At 75.1% G+C, this 17532-nt stretch carries 14 protein-coding genes; all 14 read right to left on the bottom strand.

Annotated elements, in window-relative coordinates:
- Positions 1 to 3 precede the first annotated feature (3 nt).
- Genes ACAX67_RS10065 through ACAX67_RS10130 form a run of 14 tightly spaced genes read right to left on the bottom strand, consistent with a single transcriptional unit; the run spans position 4 to position 17526 of the window.
- Complete coding sequence (locus ACAX67_RS10065) at positions 4 to 1494, bottom strand: oligosaccharide flippase family protein (protein WP_370703712.1); 1491 nt, start codon at positions 1492 to 1494, stop codon at positions 4 to 6.
- Complete coding sequence (locus ACAX67_RS10070; RefSeq protein WP_370703713.1) at positions 1491 to 2567, bottom strand: GNAT family N-acetyltransferase; 1077 nt, start codon at positions 2565 to 2567, stop codon at positions 1491 to 1493. Before ACAX67_RS10070 ends, ACAX67_RS10065 begins: the two co-directional genes overlap by 4 nt.
- On the bottom strand, positions 2564 to 3361 hold the full coding sequence (locus ACAX67_RS10075; RefSeq protein ID WP_370703714.1) for a phosphotransferase: 798 nt from the start codon (positions 3359 to 3361) through the stop codon (positions 2564 to 2566). Before ACAX67_RS10075 ends, ACAX67_RS10070 begins: the two co-directional genes overlap by 4 nt.
- Positions 3361 to 4356, bottom strand: coding sequence for a UDP-glucose 4-epimerase GalE (gene galE / locus ACAX67_RS10080; RefSeq protein ID WP_370703715.1), 996 nt, complete (start codon positions 4354 to 4356; stop codon positions 3361 to 3363). Before galE ends, ACAX67_RS10075 begins: the two co-directional genes overlap by 1 nt.
- The gene (locus tag ACAX67_RS10085) at positions 4356 to 5135 is read right to left on the bottom strand and encodes a hypothetical protein (protein WP_370703716.1); all 780 of its coding nucleotides are present in this window, start codon (positions 5133 to 5135) and stop codon (positions 4356 to 4358) included. The genes galE and ACAX67_RS10085 overlap by 1 nt, the downstream gene beginning before the upstream one ends.
- A complete protein-coding gene (locus tag ACAX67_RS10090; protein WP_370703717.1) occupies positions 5132 to 6229 on the bottom strand; it encodes a glycosyltransferase in 1098 nt (365 codons plus the stop codon). Before ACAX67_RS10090 ends, ACAX67_RS10085 begins: the two co-directional genes overlap by 4 nt.
- Positions 6226 to 7332 (bottom strand): glycosyltransferase family 4 protein, encoded by a 1107-nt coding sequence (locus ACAX67_RS10095; protein ID WP_370703718.1) that lies wholly within the window; start codon positions 7330 to 7332, stop codon positions 6226 to 6228. Before ACAX67_RS10095 ends, ACAX67_RS10090 begins: the two co-directional genes overlap by 4 nt.
- Before the next feature lie 2 nt (positions 7333 to 7334).
- Positions 7335 to 10172, bottom strand: a complete 2838-nt coding sequence (locus ACAX67_RS10100) for an oligosaccharide flippase family protein (protein ID WP_370703719.1) — start codon at positions 10170 to 10172, stop codon at positions 7335 to 7337.
- Entirely contained in the window at positions 10172 to 11314 is a 1143-nt protein-coding gene (locus ACAX67_RS10105) for a cellulase family glycosylhydrolase (RefSeq protein ID WP_370703720.1), read from the bottom strand. Before ACAX67_RS10105 ends, ACAX67_RS10100 begins: the two co-directional genes overlap by 1 nt.
- Positions 11311 to 12126 carry a polysaccharide deacetylase family protein gene (locus ACAX67_RS10110; protein ID WP_370703721.1) on the bottom strand — a complete coding sequence of 272 codons (816 nt, stop codon included), beginning with the start codon at positions 12124 to 12126 and terminating at the stop codon, positions 11311 to 11313. The genes ACAX67_RS10105 and ACAX67_RS10110 overlap by 4 nt, the downstream gene beginning before the upstream one ends.
- Positions 12123 to 12689, bottom strand: a complete 567-nt coding sequence (locus tag ACAX67_RS10115) for a hypothetical protein (RefSeq protein WP_370703722.1) — start codon at positions 12687 to 12689, stop codon at positions 12123 to 12125. Before ACAX67_RS10115 ends, ACAX67_RS10110 begins: the two co-directional genes overlap by 4 nt.
- On the bottom strand, positions 12680 to 13975 hold the full coding sequence (locus ACAX67_RS10120) for an O-antigen ligase family protein (RefSeq protein WP_370703723.1): 1296 nt from the start codon (positions 13973 to 13975) through the stop codon (positions 12680 to 12682). The genes ACAX67_RS10115 and ACAX67_RS10120 overlap by 10 nt, the downstream gene beginning before the upstream one ends.
- Positions 13976 to 13977: 2 nt before the next feature.
- A complete protein-coding gene (locus ACAX67_RS10125) occupies positions 13978 to 16149 on the bottom strand; it encodes a glycosyltransferase (RefSeq protein WP_370703724.1) in 2172 nt (723 codons plus the stop codon).
- Between the two features lie 12 nt (positions 16150 to 16161).
- Entirely contained in the window at positions 16162 to 17526 is a 1365-nt protein-coding gene (locus ACAX67_RS10130) for a tyrosine-protein kinase domain-containing protein (RefSeq protein WP_370703725.1), read from the bottom strand.
- Between the last annotated feature and the right edge of the window lie 6 nt (positions 17527 to 17532).

The following is a 17532-nucleotide window of genomic DNA, read 5'->3' on the forward strand; positions in this document are numbered from 1 at the left end:
GGCTCAGCACGCGGCTCCGGCGTCACGGGTCTCTCTTCCCTCGGCTACCGAGGGGTGGTACCCGCCACGGACCAGACCACGCGCCCCGACCAGAGCGGCGGGGTCGGCGACGCGCATCGCCGCCGCGAGGGCGGCGAAGAAGACGACCACGCTGGCCAGGAGCGCGACCAGCACCCCGTCGACGACCTCGGCGACGAACCCTGCGCACACGGTGGCCACCACCACCGCCAGGAGCGGTCGGTAGGGCACCACGTTGCCGGCGACCTTGGTGAGGGCGACCATCAGCACGATCGCCTGCAGGAGGAAGGCGAAGCTGGTGGCGAACGCCGCCGCGGCCAACCCCCAGACCGGGATCAGCCAGAGGTTGGTGACCACGTTGACGACGAGCGCCACCAGGCTCGCCGTGAGGACGGTCGGGTCGGGGCGCAGGGCGAGCAGGACCGAGGCCGCGAGGTGCATGATGCCGAAGAGCAGGGGCGCGGCCGCGAGGCCGAGCAGCACGCCGTGGTCGACGTAGGCCTCCCCGAAGAGCAGCGCGACCAGGTCGTCCCCGCGGAGCGCGAAGACGGCGCCGTAGGGCAGGTAGACGACGAAGGCCACGACCAGGCCGCGCCGTGCCCACAGCCGCACGTGCTCCTTGTCGTCGGGGCGGCTCGCGATGACCGGCGCGAACGCGCGCGACAGGGTCCAGCTCACGAAGAGCACCGACTCGAAGATCCGGTAGCCGGCGCCGTAGACACCGGCCGCCGTCGTGCCGAGGAGGACGGTGACGAGCGCCGCGTCGATCCGGAACACGCCCATCGCCGCGACGGCCCCGATGCCCATGACCGGCGCGGCGTCCAGGATCATCCGCACCTCCGGGCGGCTGCCGCGGACCTGCGCGCGGACACCTGCCCGGCGGGCCGCACCGTGCATCGCGACCGCCCCGACGCACGTGGCGACGAGGTAGCCGAGCGCGGCACCGATGGCGCTGCCGGTGACGACCAGCACGCCGGCGGACAGGACGAGGGTGGCGAAGCGCTGCAGCACGAGCACGAAGGCGGAGAACTCCTGCCGCCGGCGTGCCCCGCACGCGGCTCGGGACGCGTCGTTGACCGTGTCGATCAGGCAGCTGGCGACGAGCAGCGACACGGTGACGGCGTGCGCGCCCCGCATGGTGGCCAGCAGCACGACCGTCGTGACGGCCAGCACCGCGATCGCCAGCACGACCCGGATCGCGACGAGTGCTCCGTAGCACCGGTCCAGCAGCTCGGGGCGTGCGCTGCCGAGCTGCACCACGCGTGCGTCGAGCCCCAGCGACGAGAAGACGGCCAGGAGCAGGCCGAGGCTGATCCCGAAGGACAGCACGCCGAACTCGGTCACGGCGAGCAGGCGCGCCATCACCAGGAACATCACGAACGTGGCGACCTTGCCCAGCAGCTCGGAGGCCGCGAGGGCGAGGACCGCCGTGCCCGTACGACGCAGCGTGCCCGGCTGCTCGAGGACCTCTGTCATCGGGAGACCAGCCTCCGCACGGCAGCCTCGGGGAGGGTCGCCTTGATCCGCTGACGCGCCACCCGCTCGCCCTCGTCGACCGCGGTGATCCACCGGTGCGAGTGCGCCCTCAGCTCGTAGCGGTGGACCTCGTCGTTGCCGTACTTGCCGTCGGTCGTGCCGCGCAGCCAGTCGAAGGTGGCCACCTCGGGGTCCTGCTCGGCGGCACGGACCGCGGCGAGGTCGCAGATCGAGCCGCCGCTGTAGCGCTGGAGCTCCTCGGCCACGCGACCGTCGAAGAGCCGGTGCGCCCCGCCGTCGCGCATGACCAGGCCGAAGCCCGCCACGGCGCGGTCGACGACCACGAGGTGGAGGACGGCCCGGTCGCGGGCGAACGCGGACCGCACGACGGCCTCGTAGAAGGCACGCGCGGCCGGGTCGTCCAGGTGGCTACGCCGGCCATGTCCGTGGTCGCGGGCCCGGCGGACCTCGATGATCGGGTGCAACCACTGCTCCAGGCCCGTGGGGTCGTCGATCACGAGCTGCTCCCAGGCCACCCCGTCCACCTCGAGGCGGTTGAGCATCTTGGTGTTCTTGCGGATCCGGTTCCTGCTGACCCGGTAGTCGGTGCCCACGCCCGCGATCAGCGGCATCGCCGGTCCCTCGACCACCACCCCGCCGAGGCGGGCCGCGAGGGCGGCCGCGACCGGGTCGCCGGCCGGGAGCTGGCTCAGCGTCAGCGTCCAGCGCCGCTGTGCGACCACCCAGCCCGCGAGGCTGTCGGCGAGCGCGGCGGCGGCCTGCTCGTCCTCGGCGAAGAGCTGTCCGTAGTCGTTGAGCTCGCCGCCGAGCAGCTCGATGCGGCGGGCGCCGCGTCGCTGCAGGACGCTCAGGGGGGCGAGCGCGACGGTCGCGCCGTCGCGGCGCACGGTGAGCAGCACGGGCTCGCCGGGAAGGTGCTCGGCGGCAGCGGCCAGCCACGCGGCGGTGGTGCTGAAGGCGGTGCTGTGGCGGTCGATGAACCCGGCCTCCGCATGGATCGCGGCGCGGGCGGCGTCGCCGGTGTGCACGTGGGTGGTCAGGGTCGGGGTCATGAGACCTCCCGGGGGTCGGTCACGAGCTCGTCCGCCCACTGCTGCGCCGCCCGCCAGCGCTCGCGGCGCCGTGCGGTCTTGGCGACGTCGGTGTCGTCCGACGGGCTGGTGATCTCGCTGGTGTAGGTCCGCAGGGTCAGCCAGCGCAGCTGGGTCGCCAGCGCCGGGTGCTCCTGCACGGGCACGGAGTTGAGGAGCAGCTGCCAGGCCGCGCGGGCGACCTCGCTGTCGACCACGTCGACGATGAGCATGACCAGGTCGTGGTGGCGCGGACCGCGCGCGGTGAGCTCCCAGTCGATGACCGTCACCCCACTGCCGGGGCGGCCGTCCGTCCCGGAGTTGAGCACGTTCTTGCGGTGGAAGTCGTTGTGGACCGTCACGGAGCGCGGCAGCTGGTCGAAGGCGGTCCGCGCGGCCACGAACTCACGCAGGTCGACGCCCGCGCGGAGCAACCGGGCCGCTCGCAACGGCACCGACCGGCGCGGCGCCCGCCAGGCCGTCGGGCTGCCGGCGAAGTCCGGGCAGGGCAGGTCCTGGATCCGGGACGCGGCATCGAAGGCGGCGAGCACGTAGGACCACGGTTCGCCGGGCTCGTCCCGTGCGCGGCGGCTGACGAGCCAGAGCCCGTCCGGGTGCACCGCCACGGTCTCGGCCGTGCCGATCCCGTGCCGGGTCGCCCACTCCCTACCGGCGATCTCGCGCCGGATCCGGACGACGTCCCGCGCGTTGCGGGCCTCGTCGACGACGACGGCGGGGTCGCCGGCGTACTCCTGCGGCGCGAGCACGGTGGCCACTAGCTCCCCACCGCGATCAGGTCGGCAGGGCGCTCGCCCCAGGCGAGCGCGTCGGCGATCGCCTCGTCGAGGTCGAGCTCCGCCGTCCACCCGAGCAGGCGGGCGGCCCGGTCGCTGCGCGTGTAGGCGCCGGCGGTGTCGCCCTCGCGGGGTGGGGCATCGACGACGGGGACGGATCGGCCGGTGACGCGCTCGAACGCGGCGACGAGCTCACGGACGGTGGTGCCCCGGCCCGTGCCGAGGTTGATCGCGACCGCGCGTTCCTCCCCCAGCGCGACGTCGAACCGCTCGAGTGCCGCGACGTGGGCGCGCGCCAGGTCCCAGACGTGCACGTAGTCGCGGATGCCTGTGCCGTCGGGCGTGGGGTGGTCCGTGCCGGTGACGGCGAACGGCATGCCCGTACGACGAGCCTCGAGCAGCCGGCCCAGTGCGTGGGTCGCGCCGGGCCGCGGCCCGGTGCGCAGCCGCGGATCGGCGCCGACCGGGTTGAAGTAGCGCAGCGACAGCACGCGGAGGTCCGTCGCGGTCGCCAGGTCGGCGAGCACCTGCTCGGCCATCGCCTTCGTGCGGGCGTAGGGGCTCACCGGGTGCCACGGCGAGGACTCGTCGACGGTCAGGTCGGCCTGGGGTGCGTAGATCGCGGCCGAGCTGCTGAGCACCAGGTCGCGGACGCCGCCGGCGAGCAGGGCCTCCGCGAGGTCGAGCGTGCCGACGACGTTGGTCCGGTAGTAGCGGCCGGGCTCGGTGACCGACTCCGGCACGACGACCCGAGCAGCGCAGTGCACAGCAGCGCGGATCCGCCGGTTCTCCTTCAGGATGCGGCGCACGAGGGCGCGGTCGGAGACGTCGCCGATGTAGGCGTCGTGCCCGCGGAGGAATGCCCGCTCCCCGGTCGACAGGTCGTCGAGCAGGACCGGGCGGTGGCCCGCGTCGGCCAGCGCCGACGCGATCGTGCTGCCGATGTAGCCGGCACCGCCGGTGACGAGGACCTCCATCACCGGCACCGTCCCGGCACGTAGGGGCGCACGCCGTCGGGCACGGCGTAGGCGACCACGCGCTGCAGCCGCAGGTCCGCGGGCACCTCGTGGAAGAGGCGCAGCCGCACCTGGTGCGAGCTGCCCGGCCCGAAGCAGTAGAAGCGTCCGGAGATGACCTGGGCGATCCGTCCGCCGCGCGTCAGGAAGGCCTGCGCGGCGACGTAGCCCGTGAGTCGTCCCTTCGCGGTCAGGTCGGCGGTCACGACCGTGTCGCCGTCGTACCTCTCGAACCGCGGAGCGGACGCCACGACGTCGGCCGCGCGGCCCTTGCCCAGCTGGACCGACTGCGGCTCGACCTCGACGCGCGCGATGTCGGAGACGGTGTCGCCGAGCTCGGCGAAGAGACCGAAGTCCTTCCCCGGCGGCAGGCCCACGATCGTGCAGCAGACGTCGGGGGCGGTGCCCGCGGTGGACACGACGGTCGCGCCGTCGCTGTCCGTCGCGGTGATCCGCACGCGCATCCGCTCGATCGGCTGTGTCGAGCGGTTGCGCACGATGACGGCCAGCTGACCGCTCGACTGCCCCCACGACACGACCTTCACCACGGGCGGCGGCTCGGCGTCGCCGGTCGGTGTCGAGATCGGACCGGGGGTGGTGCCCTCGTGGCCGCCGGAGCCGTCGGAGTCGTTGAGGCCGCCGGTCATCAGCACGTAGCCGGCGACCATCGCGACCAGGATGACCGCGAGGCCGAGGAAGACCGGCCAGACCGATCGGCGCTTCTCCGTCCAGGGGCTCATCGCGCTCCTCCGGTCGTGGTGAGGAGCCGGCCGGGGGTCCCGGCCAGCTCGGCGTAGATGGCGCGGTAGCGCGCGACCATCGCGTCGGCGCCGAAGCGCGTCGCCGTCAGCGCGCGACCGCGGGCGGCCAGCTCGGCGCGCACCGCGCTGCTGCCGACCACGTCGGTCAGGGCCTCGACGAGGGCCGGCGCCGAGCCCGGGTCGACCAGGCGCACGGCGTCGTGGAGCTCGGCCAGTCCGCCGACCCGCGAGCCGATGACGGGGAGCCCTGCGGCCATCGCCTCGAGCACCGAGACGGGCAGCCCCTCCCAGTCGGTGGGCAGCACGAGGAAGTCGCTGGCCGCCACGAGCCGGGCCACGTCGGAGCGCTCGCCGAGCAGGTGCACCGGGGCGTGCCCGTCGGGTCGCGCCACGCGGGCGGCGATCCGCGGTCGCGTCGGGCCGTCGCCGGCGAGGAGCAGGTGGGCCGGCCGTGTGCGGGCGCCGAGCCGCGCCCAGGCGTCGAGGAGGAGGTCGTGCCGCTTCTGCTCGACCATGCGTGCGAGGCAGAGGCCGACGACCGCGTCGGCGGGAAGGCCGAGCTCGTCCCGCGCGCGTCGCCGGTCGTACGGCGGCAGCGGCTCGACCGCGTTGGGGACGACCTCGACGCGGCCGGCCGGGAAGCCCGCCGCGACGAGCTGGTCGGCGAGGTGGGGTGCCACCACGACGACGCGGTCGGCCGCCCAGCGCAGGATCCGCGCGGCCGCCCGCCGCTCGCTTCGCGGCACCCCGTGCAGGGTCGCCACCAGCGGGACGTCGCGGCCGAAGGCGGCCCGCGCGACGAGGGTCGCCTTCGGGTTGTGGGTGTGCACGACGTCGGGGGCCGGGACCGCACGCAGCCGGCCCACCGACCGGGCCAGGTCGACCGGGTTGCGCCCGGCCAGCCGGAGTGCGAGGTGGTCCACCCCGGAGGCACGCAGCCGCTCGACGCGGTAGCCGGGCGTGCTGGCCAGCAGCACGTCGTCGCCGGCCGAGGCGGCGCCCGCGGCGATGGTCAACGCCACGGCCTCGGCACCCCCGGCGCCGAGCTCGGCGATCACGGTCTGGATCCTCATGCGGAAACCTCCTCGTACACGTCCAGGAGCGCACGGACGGTGTGCTCGATGCCGAAGTGCGCGGCGACCCGCTCGCGCCCGGCCGCGCCGAGCCGGGCGCGCAGGCCCGCGTCGCCGGCGAGCAGCCGCAGCGCTGCCGTCAGCTGGTCGACCGCACCCGCGTCGACGAGCACGCCGTCGACGCCGTTGCGCACGATCTCCGGGACCCCGCCGACCCGCGACGCGACGACGGGCACCCCGCAGGCCATCGCCTGCAGGAGCGCCATCGGGCAGGCCTCGGCGGCCGACGGCAGCACGAAGACGTCCGCGTGACGGAGGTACGGCGACGGGTCGGACTGGTAGCCGGCGAGGTGGACGTCTCGGATGCTCCCCTCTTCGTCCACCACCGCCTCGATGCGACCACGTTCCGACCCGTCGCCGACCAGCTCCAGGGCGAGGCCGGGCACCCGTGCCGCGGCCCGCACCAGGTCGGGCACCCGCTTGACGGGCTCCATCAGTCCCAGCCAGGTGGCCGTGACGTTCGTGCGCTGCGTGCGCGCCGCGGGCGGCGCCAGCCAGCCGGGCCCGACCCCGTTGGGCACGGTGCGCACCCGGCCCGACCGGATCCCGACCTGCTCCCGCGCGTAGGCGGCCAGGGCCCGGCAGGGGGTGACCACGACCGACCGCGGCGTCGCGGCGAGCAGCCGCTCCAGCCCGAGGTAGGTCCAGCGGTCGCGCGCCCGACGGGGCGCGACGGGCAGGTTGCCGGGCACCAGCCCGGCGAGCTCGTCGGGCACCCCGTGCAGCGTGTAGACCGACGGGCGCGAGCTCCGGGCGGCCAGCACCCGGCCCACCAGGCCGGCCCGGCGGTCCTGGAGGTGCACGACGTCCGGCCAGACCCGGTCGATCACGTCGGCCACCGCATGGGCGCCGGTCACGTCGGCCTTGCTGCGCACGTCGGCGACGTGGACCACCACGCCGCGCTCGGCGGCGAGCGCGAGGTGGCTCCCCGCGGGGCCGACGAGGTGGCTCTCGTGCCCGAGCCGGACGAGCTCCACCGCGACGTCGACCGCGTGGTCGACCGGACCGCCGCGGGTCTGCGTGACGAGCTGCAGCACGCGCACCGTCACCACCTCCCCGCGCCGGCGAGGACCGGACGCTCGACGACCCGCTCGGGGTCCTGCTCGGCCGACGGCTGCGCCTCGGCCCCGTCGTCGAGGGCGATGCCGAGGGCGACGAGCAGCCAGACCGGCAGGTAGAGCTGCTCGCTCAGGAAGCAGGCGGCGGCCAGGGTCCCGGCCAGGCCCAGCAGCACCGCGTCGGCCAGCGGCCGGGTCTCGGCCCACCGGCGGCCGCGGACGGCACCCCGGACGCCGTACGCGATGACGGCGAGGAACGCCGCCAGGCCGAGCAGGCCGAGCTCGGCGGCGACGTCGAGGTACATCTGGTGCGCAACGGTCTGGTCGACCGCCGGCACGCCCGCCGGCACGAACCGGTCCCGCTCCTCGGCGAACCCGCCCGGCCCCTGCCCGAGCAGCGGGCTCGCGGCGGTCATGGTCGCGGCCATCGTCGAGGTGGTCACGCGGAGGTCGACGTTGGTCGCGGCGATGTGCTCCTTCTCGTGGATGCTCTCGTCGACGACCGCGGCGTGGGTGAACCACAGCGCTCCGGTCGCCACGGCGGCGACGGCCACCACGGCCACGGCGGTGCGCGGCCGGACCGCGCGCAGCAGCAGGGCCACGACGCCCATCACGACCAGCCCGACGAGGGCGCCGCGCGACAGCGTGGCGAGGACCGCCACGACCAGGACGACGCCGCCGAGCACCGCAGCCGTCGCACCGGGCAGGCTGCGGCGGCCGGCCACGAGGAGCAGCGGCAGCGCCGCCACCATGAAGAACGCGAGGTCGTTGGGGTCCGAGAGCGGGCCGGACGCGCGCCCGCCGTGGGCGAGGTAGTCGGCCACGCCCACGGCGCCGGCCGCCGTGCAGGACAGCGCGAAGGTGAGCGCGAGACGGCGGGCGAACACCAGCGGGTCGGGCTGCGCACGGCGGACGGTGTCGACGAGGACGACGACGACCAGCGCGTAGGACCCGTAGCTGACCGTGTGGTCGAGCCCGACGTCCAGGTCCGCGCCGTGCGCCACGAAGGAGGCGAGCACGACCAGGGCGAGCACGCCGACCGCGGCGACGCCGGGGTGCCGCAGGGCCGGACGGCCGCCGGCGACGAGCCGCACCAGCCAGGCGAGGAAGAGCAGCCCGCCGGCGACCTTGATCGCCGCGGGGTGCACGTCGCGCAGCAGGTCGCCGAACGGCTCGGCCGCCACGTAGGCGACGGCGGCCCACTCGACGCGGACCACCGCGGCACCGACGACCACCGCAGCGAGCAGGACCAGCAGGGCGGTCGCCGGGGCGACCACGGCGCCGACGGCCACGCCCAGTGCAGCCGCGACCACCGCGGCGTACCAGGCCGCGCGGGCGGCACCCAGCCTCCGTAGGTGCACGGTCACCACCTCGCCATCGGGATCGAGCAGGAGCAGCACGCCGACGTACGCCGCCGTCGCGCCGGCGCCGCAGACGAGCAGGCCCGGGACCGACACGGCCGGCCAGGGCAGCAGGAGCTGGAGGAGCAGGGCGGTCGCCGCGAGGGCGACCGCCGCGCCCCCGACCGGCAGCAGGCGCCGGCCGAGCAGGGTCCATTCGGCGCCGCTCACGCGCCGGGTGAGCACGAGGGCGGCCACCGCCAGGGTGGCCACACCGGCGACGAACTGGGCGATGGCGGCGGCGGTGACGCCCCGGTCGACCAGGAGGAGCAGGAGCACCAGCAGCGCGCCGAGGTGGAACGCCCCCAGCCCGAGCACGTCGGCCGTCCGGCCGACCGAGCGCAGCGAGACGAGCAGCAGCTCGAGCGCGCTCAGCACCAGGCCGTACGCCGCCAGCCACCGCAGCGCCGGCACGCCCGCCGCCCACGGGTGGCCGAGCAGCTCCAGCTGCGGCGCCAGGACGATGACGCCGACGTACGCCGGCACGACGAGCGCGTGCAGCACGACCGCGGCGTCGACGATCGCGCGCCACACGGCCGCGCCGCGCATCCGGCACAGGTGCGCGAAGACGGCACCGCCGATGACCATCGCGATGAGGAGGTAGGGCATGTAGGCGATGCGGAACGCCATCGAGTAGACGCCGACGTCGTGGGTGCCGAGCCGGTTCGCGATCAGCACGTAGTCGACGTTGAGCATGACCAGGGTGAGGACCCCGCCGCCCGAGAGGCCGAGCCCGTAGGAGAGCAGCTTCGTGGCATCGTCGCGCGACCAGCCCAGTCGGACGAGCGGGCGCAGCCACCACAGCAGGAGGAGCACCACGAACGCCTGGGTGAGCTGGCCGTAGACGAGGGAGAACGCGCCCTCCCCCGCGGCCAGCGCGCCGATCGTCGCGACCGCGCCGGCCACGCTGCCGACGATGTCCGGCACCACGCGGCGGCGGAAGTCCAGGGAGCGCCGCAGCAGCTCGGCGCTGACGCCCGCGACGGCGGCGAGCGGCACGCAGAGCACCACGCCGCGGAACACGTCGACGCCGAGATCCCCGGCGTGCACCAGGCCGGCCAGCCCGGGCGCGGTCGCCCAGACCAGCAGCACCAGGCCCGAGGAGGTGGCGAGCGCGATCGTGACCGCGCTGCGGGCGGCGCGTTCGGCGTCGCCCCTGAAGTGCACCAGCGCCGTGCTGGTGCCGAGGCCGGCCACGACCGTCGTGACGTTGAGCAGCACCGCCCCCAGCGAGACGACCCCGAACGCGTCCGGCGCGAGCACCGCGGCGAACACGAGGAGCACCACCGTCTGCGCCGACTTCGACGCGACGGCCCCGAGCGCGAGCCAGGCCGCTCCGCCGACAGCGGCGGGCGGCTCGTCGGCTCGCGCCGGCACACCCGGTGCGAGGGCCGGGGTGTCGGGGAGGTCGTGGCGGACGTCCATCAGCGGCCTCGCACCTCACGCTCGAAGGCGCACATGGCGGGCTTCGGGCTCAGGTCGGGGTGGAGCAGGCCGAAGCCGTCCTGGTAGTCGTCGGTGGGTCCGTCGACGTCGCGGTACCAGATGATCGGGCCGACGTAGGGGTAGCGGTTGCGGATCAGCTCGACCGCCTCGCGCAGGAACCGGGCCTGGCGCTGCGGGGAGACCGCACGGTCCCAGGGGTTGCCCGCGCTGTCGGGACCGGACGACCACCCCAGCTCGGTGACCCAGATCCGCTTGCCACGGTCGCCGAAGTCGGCCATCACCTCGCGCATCGCGGGGGTGTGGGTCAGCCGCCAGACGGCGCCGACCGCCGGAGTGTCCGGAGCGGCGTCGCTGGGTCCCACGTAGGGATGGGTGGCGAGCGCGTCGAAGCAGTCCTTCGCACCGGCCTCGTAGGCCTGGCGGAGCCAGGCGTCGTCGTTGTACATCAGGCCGCCGAAGAGCACCGGGTCGTCGTCGTACTGCTTCACGACGGGGTAGGCGGTGCAGAGCAGGCGGGTGTACGTCGCCGGGTCGGCGCCGGCGAAGAAGGAGTCGAAGTTCGGCTCGTTCCAGATCTCCCAGGCGTCGACGTCGTCGCCCCAGCGCTCGGCCGCCCGGCGGATCGCGTCGGCGTAGTCGTCGTCGTCGCGCGGCGGTGCGTAGGGGCTGCCGGAGTCCGAGGCCCACTCCGGGGTGAGCCAGAGGTTGAGGATCACCTTCAGGCCGTCCTGCTTCGCGCCCTCGAGGACCGCGTCGAGGAGGTCGACGTACCAGAGCTCGAACGGGCCGCGGCCCTCCGGCTGCAGGGTGCGCCACCCGACGTCGATGCGCACCCACGTCGCGCCCGCGCGGGCGAGGCGGTCGAGCACGGCGAGGGCGGGGCCGGGGCGGTCGCTGTGGTGGGCCGAGAGCTGGACGCCCAGCTGGTCGTCGGCCACGCCCTCCGGACCGGACGGCGCGTGCTTGCGGTGGTGGCCGGGCTCCTGGGCGGGCGCCTGGGGGTCGGCGGTGCCGCCCCCCGGGCTCGCGTCGACCAGGCTCGGCACCCGCGAGCCGAGCAACCAGACACCGAGCACGGCGACCACCAGGACCACGACCGTGCGGTGCAGGAACGTGCTCATCGCGCACCTGCCAGGGAGGACTCGCCGTGCTCGTCGCCCGGGGCGCGGCTGAGCAGGTCGTGGGCCATCCGGCGCACGGCGGGTGCCCGGCCCAGTGCCCGGCGCAGCGCGGGGTAGGACCGACGCAGCTTCAGCCGGAAGCTCAGCATCGAGTCGGTGGCGTTGACGTCGACCCGCGGGACCGCGAAGTCCCCGGCGCCGTCGTGGACGGCGAACGCCGCCCGGTAGCCAGCCGCACGCACCGCCTCGCGGACGCGCGCGTCGTGGGTGCCGTAGGGGAAGGCGAAGGTGCGCACCTCCTCGCCGAGCAGGGCCTCGAGCTCGGCCCGGGCCTCGGTCGTGTGGCGGCGCAGGTCGGCGGCGGAGAGCGTCGTCAGGTCCTGGTGGTCGAAGCCGTGCGCGGCGACGGCCATGCCGCTGCGGTGGACCGCGACCAGGTCCTCCCCCGCCATGAGCAGGTGCCGGTGCCGCGGCTCGAGCCAGACCGACGCACCGCCGACGAGCCCGGCGGGGACGTAGAGCACGCTCGGCAGCCCGAAGGACGCAAGCACCGGGACGGCGTGCTCGCCGACGCCGACGTAGCCGTCGTCGAAGGTGATGAGTGCCGCCTTGCGCGGCAGCGCCGGCCCGCCGGCCAGCGCCGCGAGGTAGGCGTCCTCCGAGACCGGCACGAAGCCGGACTCGAGCAGCTGCTCGACCTGCGCACGGAAGGCGGCCGGCGTCACGAACATGCCGTAGGGGTCCCGGTCGGCGGGCACGTGGTCGACCCCGTGGTACATCAGCACGAGGGGGCGCGGCGAGAGGGACGTCATGTCGTGCGCTCCCTGATCTGGTAGAGCCCGCCCGCCAGCAGCAGGGCCGCGAGCGCCAGCAGCGCGGCGATGTAGAGCTGACGCGGCGGCGCGGAGGTGACTCCGCTGTCGCCCGCCTTCACGACGACCACCACCTTGGCGGTCTCGTCGCCGCGGCCCTCCTCCTCGGCCCTGTCGGCGAGGCCGTTGGCCACGGCGATCGCCGCGTCCTTGTTGGTGGACGTGGTCTCGATCCGGACCGTCGACGTGCCCGGGTCACGGGTCGAGGACACCGACACGTCCGGGTGGCTCGAGGAGTCGCTGACGTCGTCGAGCACCTCGTCGGCCGTCTCCTGCGCGCCGAGCATCACGCTGAACTCGTGCGCCTGCATCTCGATCGAGTCGGCCGCCTGCTCCGCCGTCAGCGGTCGCAGGGCGATCGCGCTGGTCGCGGTGTAGGTCGTCGGGATGAGGAGGATCAGCTGCACCCCGAGGAGGACGAGGAGGGCGAGCCCGCCGACGAGCAGCCCCGTGTAGCGCCAGCGCTCGCGTCGGCGCTGGTCCTGCTGGGCCGTCAGGGACATGTCGTCACTCGCTTTCGGGTCGTCGTGGTGCGCTCCTCGCGCACCCGGCAGGTCTCGGCGACCATGGCCGAGCCGAGGAGGGTCCAGACCAGGCCGGACACGATGGGGTTGCGCAGCGGCATGTCGAAGGCGCCGTGGACCATCACCACGGTCAGCGCGCCGATCACCGCGACGCTGCGGGTGCGCAGGACCTTGGCCGCCGGGCCGATGCCCGGTGCACCCAGCAGGTGCCGGCGTACGGCGATGACGCAGCCGACGACGACGAGGACGCCGAGTGCCATCCCGATCACGCCACGGTCGGCGAGGACCGTGAGGAACAGGTCGTGGGGGTGGTCGGCCGGGTCGGCGGACACCACGCTCCGCGACTCCCCCGCCGCGCTCTGGAAGCCGCCGGGACCCACGCCGAACCACGGGTGCTCGGTGGCCTGGCGGAAGGCCTCGGCCCAGGTGAGGGGCCGGTCGTCGTACTCGTTCTGCGTCGGGTCGCCGAGCGAGCGGATCCGGGCGCCCAAGACGCCGATGACGGCCGTGCTCGCCGGCGCGGCCAGGGCCGCGGCGCAGGTCGCGAGGATCGCGAGCGCGACGCCGGTGAGCGCGCGGCGGGTCGCCGGCTCGCACACGGCGAGGCCGATCAGCGCGACGAGCGCGCCGATCCACGACCCGCGCGACATGCTCATGACACAGGCGGTCGCCAGGCAGGCGGCCGACGCGCCGATCACCGCGGCGCGCCGCGGGGTCGACGCGGTCACCAGGCAGGCGACCGCGATCGGCAGCAGGATCGCGCAGAAGGCGCCGAGCTCGTTGGGCTGGGAGAAGGGCCCGGTCAGCCGGCCGCTGACGACGGTGCCGGAATCGGTCGCCTCGAGCGATCCCGCCGAGGTCAGCGCGAGCACCGCCACGACGCCGCCGACGACCACGAGCAGGTCGAGGCCGTCGACCTCGAGCCCGGGGCGGTAGGCCACCACGATCGCGGTCGCGTAGCCGAGGGTGAGGACCGAGATGACCACCAGCGGGATGGAGGTGTCCGGGGCGACGCCCAGCGCGGCGGACACCACGCCCCCCGCCATCCCCAGCCCGGACCCCACCAGGACCAGCGACGCGGGCAGTCGCGCGTCGCCCCGCACGACCTGGAGGAACGCCATCGCGGCCGGCACGGCCATCGCGACGTAGGTCAGCCGCAGGCCGACCACCGGCACCGACCAGTCGCCGAAGGGCAGCAGGACCACGGCGGCGGCGATCGCCACCACGAGGTGGCGGTTGCCGGCGTCGACGGAGGGGGCGGTCATGCTCACGCGGAGCCTCCCTCGCGGTGCCGTCGGCCCCTGCGACCCAAAACGGCCGAGAGCGCGCCCTCCACCTTGGCCAGGTCGCGCGCGGCGGCGACCGGCGGCACCAGCAGCGTCGTCACGACCGGCCGGGGACCCCGGACCGCACGGGCCACGGGCAGCGAGAGGTAGACGGCCGCCGTGGCCGCGGCGACGCCGCGTCCGCGTCCGCCGCGGAGCGCGAGGCCCGCCCAGCCGGCGTACGCACCGAGCCGCGCGAGGTCGCGCCCCATCAGCCGGGCGTCGAGCGAGTTGCCGCTGCCCTCGCCGTACCGCTTCAGCATGCGCAGGTTGGCCCGCAGGGTCGGCCGCTGGGCCCACCGCACCTCGGCGTCGCGGGCGAGCGCGGCGGTGCGGCCGCTGGCGACGACGGCGCGGCCGAACAGCACGTCCTCGCCCGTGGGCAGGTGCTCCGGGAAGCCCTCGGCGGCACGCCAGGCGTCGCGGGTGAACGCGACGGACCGGCCGGTCGGCATCGAGGCGTCGAAGACGCGGCCGAGGAAGCGGCCGTAGGCCCGCACGAAGGGCGTACGACGCCCGAGCTCCTCGATCGACGGGTAGCCGGTGGCGATCAGGGCGAGCTCCCAGGGCTTGTCGCCGAGCACGCGGTAGGTGCCGGTCCACAGGTCGACGTCCGGGTGCCGGTCGAAGGCGCGGCGGAAGGCGTCGAGCCACCCGGGCACCGGCACGCAACCCGCGTCGGTGCAGGCGATCAGCTCGTGGCGCGCGCTCTCGATGCCGAGGTTGCGACCGCGGGAGATGCCGGCGCCGGGCTCGCTGAGGAAACGCACCCGCGGGTCGGCCTCGGCCGCCCGGAAGGCCACCGAGCCGGTGCCGTCGGAGGACCCGCCGTCGACGACGACGAGCTCGTCGTCGGGGCCGAGCTGCGGGACGAGGCCGGTGAGCAGGTCCGTGAGCGCGGCCGCGTCGTCCAGCACGGTGGTGACCACGCTGAGGGTCGGACCGGGCGCGGCGCCGGCCGACGGGCCGGCCTCGGGGCCGGGCCGGTGTCCTGCGCCGGGGCGGTCGGCCAGCCGGGCGAGGAAGTCGACGAGGGCGGACGCGGACGTCGTGGCGTCGGCGAAGTCGCGTGCCCGCTCCGCGGCCGCCTCGGCCACGACGCGGTGCGCGGCCGGCACGGTCAGCACGCCGAGCGCCGCGGCGACGTCGTGCGCGCTGCCGGGTTCGACCGCCAGACCGCCTCCGCGGACCAGCTCGTCGACAGGCGGCACGGCGATCACGGGCACGCCGGCGGTCATCGCCTCGAGCGCCGCCATGCCGAAGGCCTCGCGGTACCAGGGCACCTCGGGGCTCGGCCGGGTCAGCACGGCGATCGCGTCGAACGCCGAGGCCACCCGCGAGAAGTCCGGGACCTCCCCGAGGAACCGCACCCGGTCGGAGACGCCCAGCTCGGCCGCGAGCTTGACCAGCCGGTCCTGCTCGTCGGGCTCGGACGCGTCGTGGATCCCCGCGACGGCCAGCACCCAGCAGGAGGCGGCGGGCTCGGCGAGGGCACGCACGGCCTCCTCGATCCCCTTGTTGCGGGTGATGCGCGTCGCCATCCCGACGAGCAGCTCACCGGGCTCGAGCAGCACGTCGAGCTCCGCTCGCGCGACCTCGCGCGGCAGCGGCTCGGGCATCCGCGGAGGGTTCAGCACCAGGCTGCGACGCGGGGAGCGGCCCTGGAGCAGCCACGCGCTCGTCGTCACCTGGGCGTCGGTCAGCCGGTCGAGGATACCGACCACCCGACCCGAGAAGGAGGCGTCGTGACGCACCCAGACCACCGGGATGCCCAGTGCCCGTGCGGCCGGCGCGGCGACGAGCGCGGCCTTGACCCCGTGGGCGACCACGACGTCGGGCCGGCGACGGCGCAGTGCCGTCATCACCTGCGGCACCAGCCGCAGCAGCCGCCGCGGCGTCCGAGCGTCCGGCACGGTCGTGACCCTCCAGCCCCGGGCCGCCCACTCGCGGCTGGTCGCGCCGGCACCGATGCCGACCACGTCCACCTCGAGACGGTCCGTGGCGTCGGCCAGCTGCAGCTGCCAGCGCTCGGCGCCGCCGAGCACGCCGCCCTGCTGCACGACGGTCACGCGCAGCCGGTCCAGCGGCGGCTGGGGGAAGGTCGTCGGGTACATGTCGTCCGGCCCTCACGCCATCCGGGCGGCACGGCGGGAGCGGCGCGCGGGCCGGACGCCCAGGAGCACGCTGCCGAGGACGCGCAGGCGGATGCCGTGCAGGTGGTCCGCGGCTCGCTTGACGAAGCGCGGGTGCACGGTCCCGGACGGCACGATCATCAGCAGCGCACCGTGGATCGCCATGATCCGGGCGTCCTCCGAGGTGGCCACGGGAGCGGCGTGGACGATGACGACGTCGTAGTCGTCCTCCGTGTCGTCGAGGAGGCCGCGGAAGCGCATCTCCAGCAGGCTGGGCGCGGCGAGGTGGGCCTCGCCGAGCGGGAGCACGCTGATGAGCTCGGCGGGCCCCTCGCGGACGGCGTCCTCGAGGCTGCACTCGCCGCCCAGCACGTCGTAGAGCCCCTGCTCGCCGGGCGCGTCGAGGGCGGGATGCACGTTGCCGCGCTCGCGGTCGGTGTTGATCACCAGCACGCGGTGGCCGACCTCGGCCAGCGCCGCGGCCAGGTTGATCTCGGTCCACCCGGCCCACGGGTCCGACCCGCTCGCCGAGGTCACGACCAGCAGGCGGGTGGGGTCCTCCGCGCTGGCGAACTCGATCGCGATCCGCAGCGCCCGGATCGCCTGGAACTCCTCGGCCCACACGTCGATGGCCGGGACCCCCTCCCAGTCCGAGGGCTTCGGGATCACGCCGAGCACGGTCGTGTCGGAGATCTCCCCCATCTCCTCCGGCTCGGTGACGGTCCGGAAGAGCCGGTCCGAGAGCACCGCGGCGCCGATGGCCAGCAGCGCCGCGAGGACCAGGCCGGCGAGCACCGTCACCGGGATGTTGGGCGAGCTGAACTCGTCGGGCACCACGGCCTGCTCGGTGACGCTGTAGTCGAAGGTGCCGTTGCTCGCGTCGTGGCCCGGCAGCAGCGCCACGATGAGGTTCGCGACCTCGGCGGCGCGCTCGGCGTCGGTGTCGCTCACCGACACCTGGATGATCACGGTGCCGGGCACCACCTCGGCCTCGACCTCGTCGCGGAGCTGGTCGGCGGTCCGGCCGTCGACCTGCGCTGCCACCTGGTCGAGGACCGGTCGTGACTCCGCCACGTCGGCGACCGTGCCGAGCAGGTCGTCGTAGCTGGCGGGCGAGGGTGCCAGGTCCTGCTGCGGCGTGGCGGCGATGCGCGCCGACGCGGTGTACTCCCGGTCGGCCAGCACCAGGCCGGCCGCGACCGCGTTGGCGACGAGGGCGAAGACCAGCACGACGGTCCACCGGCGGCGCCACAGCAGGGCTCCCAGGGTGCGGAGCCCGCCACGCACTGCCGTGGACGTCGTGGCGCCCTGCTCGGCGGGGACGACCGGGGTCCGGGTGGTCGAGGTTGTCGGGGACATCGGGGT

This window comes from Nocardioides candidus, assembly GCF_041321175.1.
Lineage (GTDB): Bacteria > Actinomycetota > Actinomycetes > Propionibacteriales > Nocardioidaceae > Nocardioides.